Annotated in this window: 15 protein-coding genes; all 15 read left to right on the top strand. The window is 40.9% G+C overall.

Going from position 1 to position 12,238, the window contains the following annotated elements:
* Window positions 1-25 precede the first annotated feature (25 nt).
* The 15 genes from I2F62_RS00565 to I2F62_RS00495 all read left to right on the top strand — a co-directional run bounded on the left by I2F62_RS00565 (window position 26) and on the right by I2F62_RS00495 (window position 12,235).
* The gene (locus I2F62_RS00565; RefSeq protein ID WP_324625085.1) at window positions 26-1,039 is read left to right on the top strand and encodes an aminoglycoside phosphotransferase family protein; all 1,014 of its coding nucleotides are present in this window, start codon (window positions 26-28) and stop codon (window positions 1,037-1,039) included.
* Complete coding sequence (murU, locus tag I2F62_RS00560) at window positions 1,036-1,725, top strand: N-acetylmuramate alpha-1-phosphate uridylyltransferase MurU (protein ID WP_324625084.1); 690 nt, start codon at window positions 1,036-1,038, stop codon at window positions 1,723-1,725. Before I2F62_RS00565 ends, murU begins: the two co-directional genes overlap by 4 nt.
* An 84-nt stretch (window positions 1,726-1,809) precedes the next feature.
* On the top strand, window positions 1,810-2,442 hold the full coding sequence (gene rsmG, locus I2F62_RS00555; RefSeq protein ID WP_324625083.1) for a 16S rRNA (guanine(527)-N(7))-methyltransferase RsmG: 633 nt from the start codon (window positions 1,810-1,812) through the stop codon (window positions 2,440-2,442).
* A gap of 14 nt (window positions 2,443-2,456) precedes the next feature.
* Window positions 2,457-3,230, top strand: a complete 774-nt coding sequence (locus I2F62_RS00550; RefSeq protein WP_324625082.1) for a ParA family protein — start codon at window positions 2,457-2,459, stop codon at window positions 3,228-3,230.
* Between the two features lie 5 nt (window positions 3,231-3,235).
* Window positions 3,236-4,129, top strand: a complete 894-nt coding sequence (locus I2F62_RS00545; RefSeq protein WP_324625081.1) for a ParB/RepB/Spo0J family partition protein — start codon at window positions 3,236-3,238, stop codon at window positions 4,127-4,129.
* 34 nt (window positions 4,130-4,163) lie between these two features.
* Window positions 4,164-4,787 carry a MotA/TolQ/ExbB proton channel family protein gene (locus I2F62_RS00540; RefSeq protein WP_324625080.1) on the top strand — a complete coding sequence of 208 codons (624 nt, stop codon included), beginning with the start codon at window positions 4,164-4,166 and terminating at the stop codon, window positions 4,785-4,787.
* A gap of 17 nt (window positions 4,788-4,804) precedes the next feature.
* Window positions 4,805-5,233, top strand: a complete 429-nt coding sequence (locus I2F62_RS00535; protein WP_324625079.1) for a biopolymer transporter ExbD — start codon at window positions 4,805-4,807, stop codon at window positions 5,231-5,233.
* Entirely contained in the window at window positions 5,230-6,954 is a 1,725-nt protein-coding gene (gene msbA, locus I2F62_RS00530; protein WP_324625078.1) for a lipid A export permease/ATP-binding protein MsbA, read from the top strand. Before I2F62_RS00535 ends, msbA begins: the two co-directional genes overlap by 4 nt.
* Window positions 6,955-6,956: 2 nt before the next feature.
* Window positions 6,957-7,967 (top strand): tetraacyldisaccharide 4'-kinase, encoded by a 1,011-nt coding sequence (lpxK, locus tag I2F62_RS00525; protein WP_324625077.1) that lies wholly within the window; start codon window positions 6,957-6,959, stop codon window positions 7,965-7,967.
* An 11-nt stretch (window positions 7,968-7,978) separates the two neighbouring features.
* Window positions 7,979-8,740, top strand: a complete 762-nt coding sequence (gene kdsB, locus I2F62_RS00520) for a 3-deoxy-manno-octulosonate cytidylyltransferase (RefSeq protein ID WP_324625076.1) — start codon at window positions 7,979-7,981, stop codon at window positions 8,738-8,740.
* Complete coding sequence (locus I2F62_RS00515) at window positions 8,737-9,717, top strand: DNA polymerase III subunit delta' (protein ID WP_324625075.1); 981 nt, start codon at window positions 8,737-8,739, stop codon at window positions 9,715-9,717. Before kdsB ends, I2F62_RS00515 begins: the two co-directional genes overlap by 4 nt.
* An 18-nt stretch (window positions 9,718-9,735) precedes the next feature.
* The gene (locus I2F62_RS00510; protein ID WP_324625074.1) at window positions 9,736-10,077 is read left to right on the top strand and encodes a PilZ domain-containing protein; all 342 of its coding nucleotides are present in this window, start codon (window positions 9,736-9,738) and stop codon (window positions 10,075-10,077) included.
* A gap of 29 nt (window positions 10,078-10,106) precedes the next feature.
* Window positions 10,107-10,883 (top strand): TatD family hydrolase, encoded by a 777-nt coding sequence (locus I2F62_RS00505; RefSeq protein ID WP_324625073.1) that lies wholly within the window; start codon window positions 10,107-10,109, stop codon window positions 10,881-10,883.
* Between the two features lie 37 nt (window positions 10,884-10,920).
* Window positions 10,921-11,532, top strand: coding sequence for a TetR/AcrR family transcriptional regulator (locus I2F62_RS00500; RefSeq protein ID WP_324625072.1), 612 nt, complete (start codon window positions 10,921-10,923; stop codon window positions 11,530-11,532).
* Window positions 11,533-11,632: 100 nt separating this feature from the next.
* Window positions 11,633-12,235 carry a 6-carboxytetrahydropterin synthase gene (locus I2F62_RS00495; RefSeq protein ID WP_324625071.1) on the top strand — a complete coding sequence of 201 codons (603 nt, stop codon included), beginning with the start codon at window positions 11,633-11,635 and terminating at the stop codon, window positions 12,233-12,235.
* The last annotated feature ends 3 nt before the right edge of the window (window positions 12,236-12,238 follow it).

Raw genomic sequence — 12,238 nt, 5'->3', positions numbered from 1 at the left:
CAGCCTGTATTAGATAAATTTGCAAATGAATACACAACGTGAACAATTGATACAAACATGGTTGACAGATGTTCTTCATTCTGATCAATTTGAAATCAAATATTTAGCAGGCGATGCAAGTTTTCGTCGCTATGCGCGAGTGAATCAAAATAATAAAACATTTATGTTGATGGATGCACCTCCAGATAAAGAAGATTGTGTGCCTTTTGTGAGAATTGATGAATTTTTAAGCGAAAATGGGGCGCGTGTTCCGCATATTTTGGCTAAAAATTTAGAGTTGGGCTTCTTGTTGCTCGAAGATTTTGGCGATACTGTCTTGGCTAATTTATTAGATGAGCACAGCGTTGATGGCTATTATCTACAAAGCTTTCAGCAGTTGATTGCACTGCAAAGCATTGATGGCAATACTCAGCTTCCATTATATAGCTATGAAAAATTATTGTCTGAAATGCAGTTGTTACCAGATTGGCTTTTGCCTGCATTAAACATTCAACTCACCGATGCTGAACAGTCAACTTTACAGCATGCTTTTGAGCTGCTTGCAAAACGTGCACTGGCGCAACCGCAGGTGATTGTGCATCGAGATTTTCATAGCCGAAACTTAATGTGTTTAGCGGCAGAAACAGATTTAGGTGTGATTGATTTTCAGGATGCGGTAATTGGTGCAGATACTTATGATCTAATTTCAATTACCCGCGATGCCTATGTGCAATGGCCAGTAGAAAAAGTGCAGGCGTGGTTTGAACAGTTTTATGATTTATTGCCAAAAGCCTCCAAACAGGGTCGCAGTTTTACAACATTCAAGCAAGACGCCGACTATATGGCATTACAACGCCATATTAAAATTTTAGGGATTTTTGTGCGCTTGTTTGAAAGAGATGGTAAATCGGGCTATCTAAAAGATTTGCCGCGTGTGATGTGGTATGTCATGACCGAAGCGCAGAATTATAGCGAACTTCAGCCGTTCATCGATTTATTGCAACAACGCGTATTACCTGCATTTACGGCAAAATATGGTCGATACGAGGAAATTGTATGAAAGCCATGATTCTTGCTGCGGGTTTAGGGAATCGCATGCGTCCATTGACGCTGACGACTCCAAAGCCATTACTCGAAGTCGGTGGTAAGCCGCTTATCGTTTGGCATATTGAAAAATTGCGCCAAATTGGTATAACAGACATTGTGATTAATACAGCATGGCTTGCCGATAAACTATGGGCAGCTTTAGGTGATGGTCAACAATTTGGGGTGAATATTCTGTGGTCTAACGAAGGGGAAGGCTTAGAAACTGCGGGTGGTATTATCAATGCACTGCCTTTGCTGGGAGATGAACCTTTTATTCTTGTGAACGGCGATGTTTGGACGCAATATGATTTTCAGTCGTTGTTAGACGTAGAATTAAATGACTATTTGGCGCACTTAATGCTTGTAGAGAATCCTGCGCAGCATCCAAAAGGCGATTTTATTTTAGCAGATCATCAGGCGTATTGCTTTGAACAAGAGCAGGTGGGCGAAGCTTTAACTTATAGTGGTATTGGTGTGTATTCGCCTAAGCTCTTTCATGGCTTAGCTGAAGGAAAGCGCCCATTGGCACCTATTTTAAAAAATGCCATGCAATCACATCAAATATCTGCACAAAAATTACAAGCAGTTTGGGTGGATGTGGGCACGCCAGAGCGTTTATTGGCACTAGATAAGCAAATTCGTCTTGGTGAATTTGCTTAAATGAATATTCGCTAATCATCGAACGCTATGATTAGTTGGATAATTCAGTATACTTCAACCTGAATTTTATGAACGAGTTTGAGCATGCATCTTTTTTTTCAAGAGTTAAAACAAGGCAGCCAGAAATTAGGCTTAACGCTCGATGACGATGCTTTGCAGCTATTATTGAAATATCAAGATGCATTGGTATTGTGGAATAAGGCGTATAATCTGACCGCTATTCGTGATCCAAAAGAAATGTTGGTCAAGCATTTGCTCGACAGCTTAAGTATTTTGGTGCATTTGCCTGAAGGTCGTATTCTCGATATTGGTACAGGCGGTGGTATGCCGGGGATGATTATTGCGCTGTGCCAACCAGAACGCCAATGTGTATTGCTTGACTCAAATGGCAAGAAAATTCGTTTTTTAAAACAATTTATTGCAGATCTAAAATTAAAAAATGTCGTTGCTGTGCAAACACGAGTAGAAAACGAAGATACGATTCGTGAACTAGGGCAGTTTGATGTAATTACAAGTCGTGCATTTGCATCATTAACTGATTTTGTGACAGCTTCTGAGCCATATATGCATGAAAAAACCCAAATTTGTGCAATGAAAGGCGTGATTCCAACCGATGAATTGGATGCCTTAAAATCAAGCTACTCAAATCAAGTAATTGAATTGCATGTTCCATGTTTGGATGAGCAACGTCATTTAATTATATTGAATAAGATTTAAGGATTGGGGTTTTCATGGCTCAAATTATTGCAATTGCAAATCAAAAAGGTGGGGTCGGCAAAACCACGACAGCAGTCAATTTAGCTGCGTCTTTAGCGGTGCTCAAAAAACGTGTATTGCTTGTGGATATGGATTCACAAGGTAACGCGACAATGGGTTCAGGCGTGCAAAAAAATGACTTGTTGTATTCCATTACCGATGTACTTTTGGGCGAAGTGCCAATTGAAACAGCCATTATTAAGGCCGAAGTTGGTTATAAAGTTTTAGGTTCGAATCGCGATTTGGCCGGCGTTGAACTGGCCATTGCAGAGCAAGAAGGGCGTGAATATATTTTGCGCAACGCTTTGCAAGAAATTCAGCATGCTTTTGATTTTATCATTGTCGATTGTGCGCCAAGTTTAAGTTTAATTACCGTTAATGCCTTAGCAGCGGTAGATGCAGTAATTATTCCAATGCAATGTGAATATTACGCGTTAGAAGGTTTGGCAGATTTAACCCAAACCATCGACCGAATTCAGCAAGCTTTAAATCCACAGTTACAAATTATTGGTGTCTTACGTACAATGTACGATGCACGTAATGCGTTAACGCGTGATGTTTCGGCAGAACTCGAACAATTTTTCGGTTCTAAGTTATATGATACGGTCATTCCACGAAATGTCCGTTTGGCGGAAGCACCCGCACATGGGTTGCCGGTCATTTATTTCGAAAAAAGTTCGAAAGGTGCGGTGTCATATTTGAATTTAGCAGCAGAAATGCTTAAAAAAAATAAAGTGAAGAAAGGGTAAATTGCATGAGCATTAAAAAACGCGGATTAGCCAAAGGGCGCGGTTTAGATGCTTTGCTAGGTTCAATTCAAAAAGAAAAGCTAAAGATTGAAGAGCAAGCACACGACCAAGGTCAACTCAAAAATATCGATGTTGCATTGTTGCAACGCGGTGTGTATCAGCCTCGTCGCTTTATCCATGAAGATGATTTGCAAGAACTGGCAGCATCGATAAAAAAACATGGTGTCATGCAGCCAATTGTTGTCCGTCCTATTGATGATGAACAACATCCGTACGAAATTATTGCGGGTGAGCGCCGTTGGCGAGCAGCGCAACTGGCAGGGCTGACTGAAATTCCAGCCATTGTGCGCCAATTGAATGATCAGGTCGCGATTGCTTTGGCGTTAATTGAAAATATTCAACGTCAAGATTTAAATCCGATTGATCAAGCTTTAGCGCTACAGCGATTTCACGAGGAATTTGGTTTAAGCCATCAAGAAATTGCCGATACGGTGGGTAAGGCACGCGCCACCATTAGTAATTTGCTTCGCCTATTAAGTTTGGTTGACTCAGTCAAAGACTTGATGCAGCAAGGTGCGCTAGATATGGGGCATGCCCGTGCGATTCTTACCTTAAAAGCGAAGGATCAAGAAAGAATTGCACAGTTGGTTATCGAAAAAGCCTTATCTGTACGACAAACAGAGCAATTGGTTCGTGAATTAAGTGCGCCTAAAACTGAAAAAGAAAAAACCGCCATTTCACCAGATGTAGAGCAATTAGCGCAACGTTTGTCTGAGCGTTTTAATGCTAACGTGAAACTTGAACATAATAAGCAGGGTAAAGGAAAACTGGTCATTCAATATCACTCATTGGATGAATTGGATGGAATTTTAAATATTTGTTTGCCTGAATCTAAATAAGATTCATTTTATATTTGTATTATTGGGGTCGATCATGTGGGAACTGTTTAAGGCGGGTGGCTGGCTCATGCTGCCGTTGTTGTTGTGCTCGGTGTTTACCGTAGCAATTACCTTGGAACGTTTAATTCGCTTAAGACGTAAAGATGTGTTGCCAAAACAAATTTTAGTCTCGTCTCGGCAAGGCAATTTAACTGAAATTATTGAGCAGTTACAGCATGATTCGAAAGTTAAACACAGTGCTTTAGGGCAAATTTTGTCTATTGCACTGCAAAGCAAATCTGAAGGTGAGCAATTCACACGCGCGCAAATGGAAGTGGTTGCTTCTCAAGAAATTCATTATTTAGAGAAGAATATTAACTTTTTAGGCACAATTAGTGCGGTTGCACCTTTGTTGGGGTTGCTGGGTACGGTTGTTGGTATTATTGAATCATTTTTAATGATTGATGTTGGTTCTAATGTTAGCCCTACACTTATGATTCCGGGGATTTCTAAAGCCCTAATTGCAACCGCAATGGGGATGGTGGTTGCCATTCCTGCGTTGATTGCTTATCGCTATTTGCAGCGTGTTGTGCATGAATATATTTCAGAATTAGAACAACAAGCGACACTTTTTCATGCGCAGTTATTTTATCAACAACGTGCTGATCAGTCAGATTAAGCCATGGAGACTTTGCAATGAAGTTTCGTGCTAAACGTCAAGTTGAAGATATTCATTTGAATTTGACGCCATTAATCGACTGTTTATTGTTTATTTTGGTGTTTTTGTTGTTGTCGACCTCTTTTCATCAACCTAGTCGTATCAATATCACCTTACCAGACGCACAAGGTGTACCACCAAAACAATACGATCATAAAATTGAAGTTATGGTAGACTCGGCGGGTCATTATGCTGTGAATGGACAAGCATTATCGAGTCAAGATAGCGCAGATTTATCTACAGCCATTAAACAAGCCACCGATGGTCATCGTGATTTGATGTTTGTAATTGCAGCCGATGCAAAAGCGACCCATCAAGATGTTATTCGGGTGATGGATGTTGCAGGCCAGCTTGGTTTTGTGAACATCAATATTAGTACCAAAGCACCAACTCGAGGTTATGAGTGAAACAAGATATAAAGATTTATTTTCGATTACTTGCTTATCTGAAACCTTATTGGGGCTATGCAATTTTAGTCTTAATTGGTTTTACTTTAAGTGCTTCTACTGAAGTTTCTATTGCAAAGCTACTCGAATTTATTATCAACGCAATTCAAAAGCAGAATATTCACCAAACTTCATTATTTCCATTTTTAGTGGTGTTATTGATTTTGGTTCGTGGTGTGGGGTCGTTTTTAGGTGACTACTATTCTGCTGTGATTTCGCGACATCTTGTTTTTAGCATGCGTCAGCAAGTCTTTGGGAAGCTTCTGCGTCTGCCATCAACATACTACTTGAAAAACTCAAGTGGTCAGATTACCTCTAAAATCTTGTATAACATCGAGCAAGTTACCGCGGCATCTTCAGAGTCAGTACAAATTTTACTCAAAGAAGGGCTGATTGTAATTGGCTTACTCGGGTATTTGTTCTATCAAAACTGGAAGTTATCGCTGGTAATTATTGTGTTTGCACCAATTATTGGCTATGCGGTGCGTAAGGCAGCTAAGCGCATGCGCAAGCTCTCTACCCAAATGCAAGATACGATGGGCGACGTTAACCATGTAGTTCAAGAATCTATTTTGGGTCAGAGTGTGGTACGAGGTTTTGGTGGGCAAGATAACGAATATGAGCGTTTATACGATCGTTCAAGTGAGAACCTTAAACGTGGTTTAAAGCTCCATGTGGTTAATGTGTTGAACACACCGATTGTGCAGTTCATCATGTCAATTGCAATGGCCATTATTATGTGGATTGCGCTTCGTCCAGAAATTTTAGGCGATACCTCACCTGCACAATTTGTGGCATTTATTACCGCAGCCGGTATGCTCAGCAAGCCTTTAAAAAACCTCACCAGCGTGAATGAAAAATTACAACGTGGTTTGGCGGCGGCATATTCTGTATTTGAATTGTTGGATATGGATGATGAGCCGAATAAAGGAACGCAAACGCCCCAATTAAAAGGTGCAGTTGTGTTTGATCGGGTGAATCTGGTCTATGAAGATGGTTCACATGCAATTAAAGATTTCAGCTTAAACGTAAAAGCCGGTCAGACTGTTGCATTGGTTGGGCGTTCAGGTGCGGGAAAAACCTCTTTAGTGAATTTGTTGGTGCGTTTTCATGCCATTCAATCGGGGGAAATTTTACTAGATGATATCAATATTGATGATATCGAGTTGAATTGTTTACGTACGCAAATTGCCATGGTGAATCAGCAAGTATTCTTGTTTGATCGTAGCGTACGCGACAACATCGCTTATGGTCAGTTAAAAAATGCAAGCGATGCCGATGTAATTACTGCGGCCAAATCTGCGTATGCGCACGACTTTATTATGAACTTACCACAAGGTTACGATACCGTTTTGGGTGCGCAAGGGCTTAATTTATCGGGTGGTCAACGCCAACGTATTGCCATTGCACGTGCGATTTTGAAAAATGCACCGATCCTGATTTTAGATGAAGCGACCAGTGCTTTAGACAATGAATCGGAACATTTTATTCAGCAAGCCTTTGATCAAGCCATGCAAGAGCGCACCACAATTGTAATTGCACATCGGTTATCGACCATTGAAAATGCCGACCAAATTGTGGTGATGGATCAAGGGCGCATTGTCGAACAAGGTACGCATATTGAATTACTCGAAAAACGTGGGGCTTATTTTCAATTGCACCAGCGTAATTTTGAGGAATAAGCATGTCCTTGGCCAAAAGCATACAAAATGCATGGAATAAACAATCAGCATGGTTGGTTTTATTGCGGCCATTATCCTGCGTATACGGTTGTGCTTTTGCCTTGAATAAAGCTTTGTATCAGGCGGGTATTAAAAAAGTCTATAATGCGCCTGTACCCGTCATGATTATTGGGAATATTACCGTAGGCGGCAGTGGCAAAACTCCACTGCTGATTCAACTGGTGCAATATCTGCGGCAAAAAAATATTCGTGTGGGTGTGATTAGTCGGGGTTATGGTGGTAAAGGGCCATTTCCGCTTTTTGTCGATGCAGATGCAACAGCCGATTTGGTCGGTGATGAGCCGTGTTTGATTGTGCAGCGAACCGCTGTGCCAATGGCGGTTGGGCCAAATCGTCAGCAAGCCATTGAATTATTATTGCAGCATGGGCAGTTCGATTTAATTCTTAGTGATGATGGATTGCAACATTGGGCGTTGGCACGACAAATTGAATGGGTGGTGTTAGATCGAACTCGCGGTTTAGGTAATGAAAAATTACTCCCAGAAGGTTATTTGCGCGAACCTAAAACGCGCTTGCAACAAGTAACTGTTATTGAGCATACCAGCGAAACCAATGCGACCTATGCCATGCAACTTCAGCTTGGGCAGCCGTACTTAATTCATTCAACGCAAAGCAGTCAATCTGTGTTTGATGCAAAGCAGCATTATCATGTTGTGGTGGGTATTGGTTATCCAGAACGGTTTTATCGCAGTCTTACTGAAATTGGGGTGCGAAATTGCACGCAACATGAATTTGTCGATCATCATGCCTACAGCTTAGATGATTTAAAATTTGAGGATAATTCACCAATTATTACCACGGAAAAAGATGCGGTAAAAATTAAAGCATTGTTGAATGCAGATTCAGCGCAGCTGCCAAACGAAATTTGGGTATTGCCCGTCGATGCCGTTCTTTCCGATGCTTGTTATACTTTGCTTAATCAACAATTACGACAACTTAATATTTGCGCCTAAATAGGTTTTTTATGAAGCACATTGTTATTCCTGCCCGTTATGCAAGTTCACGTTTACCTGCGAAGCCTTTGTTAGAAATTCATGGTCGCGCGATGATTTTGCGTGTGGTGGATCAGGCAAGAAAAGTGGAAGGATTTGATGATTTGTGCGTGGCTACGGACGATGAGCGAATTGCACAGTTGTGTCGTGAAGAAGGGGTGGATGTAGTTTTAACCCAAGCCAATCATCCTTCTGGTACCGATCGCTTAAGTGAAGTGGCGCAAATTAAAGGCTGGGCTGCCGATGATATTATTGTGAATGTGCAAGGCGATGAGCCGTTGTTGCCCGCACAATTGGTGCAGCAAGTCAGTCAATTATTGGTGGATCAGCCACAATGTTCAATGTCTACATTGTGTGAACCGATTCATGCCTTAGATGAATTTCGCCGCGATAGTATTGTTAAAGTGGTGATGTCTAAATATCAAGAAGCACTATATTTTAGCCGTGCAACCATTCCGTACGATCGAGATGCTGCGAAAAATGCAACTCAAACTTTGCACTCCATGGCTTATCGTCATTTAGGTTTATATGCTTACCGTGTGAAATTGCTGCAAGAATATGTTACTTGGGATGTTGGCCAGTTAGAAGCACTTGAAAGTTTAGAGCAACTACGTGTGCTTGAAAATGGGCATCGGATTGCAATTGCGGTGGCTCAAGTGAATTTACCACCCGGTGTCGACACGCAAGCCGATTTAGACCGTCTCAATGCTATGGATATTTCAGTTTTTCAATGAATCTAAAAGCAGCTACTCCGATCTTTGCTTGGCAACAATCCGTTTGGGATATGCTGACCCAGCGTTTTCCTGAACTGGGGCATGGTTTACTGTTTTATGGTAAAGATGGCTGCGGCAAAGAAATTTTTGTACAGCAGTTCTTGGAATGGGTGCTGTGTAGTCACAAAACTGCGCATGGAGCCTGTGGGCACTGTGGCAGCTGTGTTTGGCTAAAGTCAGATACGCATCCAAATTATGTGCGAATTAGCACCGAAGACGATAGCAAAAAAGCCCATCCACGAATTAAAATCGAGCAAATTCGAGAGTTGCTGCCATTTGTTCAGCAAACCGTAGATGGCTGGCGTGTGATTGTTATTGAACCTGCCGAAGCATTAAATGTTGCTGCGGCAAATGCATTATTAAAAACCCTTGAAGAACCGGGTGAGCGTGTGCTGATTATTTTGGTCACAACGCATTTTTTAAAGTTGCCAGCAACAATCCGAAGTCGCTTACAACGCTATGCCTTAGATCGCTTAAGTACCGAACAAGCGGTTGAATATGTGCAACGTGAATTGCCGGAGTTAGATCAACAAAAAATTCAACTGTTACTTAATTTGTCAAATGCAATGCCATTGCAGGCGTTAAAGTTAAATGATCAAAATTGGTTAGATAAACGGCTTGAGTTGATTCTAGATTGGCAAGATTTGGTGCAAAATAAACGCCTGCCAATTAGTTATGCCACCAAGTGGACAAAGGCACTTTCATTTCATGATTTCATGCAAATGTTTGAATATTTGTTATCCGATATTATTTGTGTCAAACTCAAACAACCGGTAAAAAATATTGATTTAGATTTCCAGAAATTGGCTCAAGCCTATTCTTTAGAAACGCTATTTCAAATATTAGAACATTTACAGCGTAGTAAAACCATGCTGGAACAAAACGTGCAAACTCAATTAATTGTCGATCAATTATTTGTACAGTTAATGAATATATAAAGAAACAGGGGAAACACAATGCAAGCACCAATGGGGGGAATTCTGCAAGTGAATATTGCAGATCGTGCTGTACTACAAGCCAGTTATATGCCTTTTGTGGCAGGAGGAGGGTTATTCATTCCCTCAGCTCAGAAAGTCGCATTGGGGCAAGAAATTTTTGTTTTGGCAACGTTACCCGAGCAATCACAGAAAATCCCTTTAACCGGCAAAGTGATTTGGATCAATTATAAAAAAGCGGGTTTAAAACCACAGGGTTTTGGAATTCAACTCAGTGGAGAAAAAGGTGCCTATTATCGCAATGAAGCTGAGAAGCTTTTAGCAGGTACGACGTCATCTACGCGCCCTAGCTACACCATGTAATTCATTTATTTAATATTAAAGGAAAAAATGTGTTTACCGATACTCATTGTCACTTAACGATGCTTGATTTAACCCCATATGAGGGAAGTTTAGATAAAGCATTACAGCAGGCACGCGCTGCAGGTGTTACAAAATTTATGGGGATCTCGGTCGATTTAGATGATCATATTGCCTTGGCAAGAATTGCCGAGCAACATACAGATGTTGGTTATAGCGTGGGGGTGCATCCGTGTGAAAATCCAGAGATCATGCAACGCGCAACCGTTGAATATTTGGTTGAACTGGCGCAAGCTGAAAAGGTTTGGGCATTAGGTGAAACGGGTTTAGATTATTATCACAGTACAGAGCATATATCTGAACAAAAAGCCTGTTTTGCGCGGCATATTCATGCATCAAAGTTGGTGAAAAAACCAGTTGTGGTACATACCCGTTCTGCCAAAGAAGACACGATTGATCTGATTCGTGCAGAAGCATCACATCATGGCATTTTGCATTGTTTCACTGAAGATATAGATACCGCAAAAGCCGTGTTAGACTGCGGATATTATATTTCCTTTTCTGGCATTGTTTCGTTTAAAAATGCCCAGAGTCTGCGCGATGTTGCTAAAATTGTGCCATTAGACCGTTTACTGATAGAAACGGATAGTCCATATCTTGCGCCCGTGCCGTATCGTGGTAAAAGTAATGAGCCTAAGTATGTGCCTTTTGTTGCTGAAGCATTGGCACAGGTGTATGGCAAAACCGCAGAGGAAATTGGTGAAATTACTACGCGCAATTTTGAAACATTATTAGCCTGTCCGAATTAATAAATTTCTTCCTTTTGTGTGAACATAGAGAACAATAATGGATCGACAAACACAATTTCGAGAACGAGAACAACTAATTTTTCAAATTGCTGAAACGTTATTGCTAGAAAATGGCGATTCTGGCATGACGCTTGATGCGTTGGCTGCCGAATTGGATTTAGCCAAAGGCACTTTATATAAGCATTTTCAAAGTAAAGATGAGCTTTACATGTTGCTGATTATTCGTAATGAGAACATGTTGTTAGAGATGGCCAAAGATCAGCATAAAGAATTTAATGAAGTGGTGGCATTTTTTATGCTGCACCACTTACATCACCCAGAAAGAACGGTGCTATTTCATGCACTTGAGGAGCGCTTATCTGTAACGGGTGCAGGCATTCAGCGATTATTTACCCAGCTTTATCAAATTCGACGTCAACGCTTGCGTATGATTATTCAAATGGCTGAAGAATATTTACTGCAAATTGGAAGTCAAATGACAGTTCGAGATTATTTGGCGGGCATTTGGGCGCTGACGCAGGGCGCAGCCATGATGCTTAATTCAAGTTTTTATCAACGTTATTTGGGTTCTCGTGACTCGTTGCGCGTGGCATATATCGAGCAGGCGCTGGCTTTGCCTTTGGCGCATGCTCAAAAAAATAACATTTAATCACAATTACATCGCGAAAGGTTTCACTAAAAAGATTCGGCAAAAGCTGAGTTTTGATTTATAATTTCTGATTCCTGAAAAAAGATGACTACGTTGCCCCATGCTGATTCGCAAGTTATTTAAGTTTGAAAATGCTCATGTTGTAAGAAATTGTACGTCTGATCGTTGCAAGCGTTCTATTCATGGACATAGTTACAAAGTTGAGCTTATTTTAAAAGCATCTCAGCTTGATCATGGGCAAATGGTTTACGACTTTGGCTTACTTAAAGGGGTGATTAAAGAGCTTTTTGATAGTTTTGATCATGCCATTTGTTTTTGGGATCAAGATGCTCCGGATTATATCCAAGCCTGTAAAAATTTCAGTGCACGCTGGGTTAGCTTGCCGGTTTCACCGTCCGCAGAGCAGTTTTCGCGAGTGTTTTTCTTTCTTGCACAGCAAGTATTGAATTCGACCAAAACCCAAAATGGGGAAGGCGATGTAGAGGTTTATTCAGTTATCGTACATGAAACAGACACCGGTTATGCTCAAAGCTTTTTAGACGATATTGAAAATGCACAAATGGGTGTGTTGAGTTTAGAGCAAATTATTTTTTCAGAGCAAGTTCAAGCTGAATGGTCGGATGTTCAGATGTATGACAAACTCAAAAATGGCGGATTTTTTAAAAACCCCGATGTTGAATTGCAAGTGAAAGTATCTTCATAAGTT

Source organism: Acinetobacter sp. MD2(2019) (assembly GCF_035615615.1).
Classification (GTDB): Bacteria; Pseudomonadota; Gammaproteobacteria; order Pseudomonadales; family Moraxellaceae; genus Acinetobacter.
The sequence above is the reverse complement of the archived record's forward strand: the minus strand, read 5'-3'. Positions and strand labels throughout refer to the sequence as shown.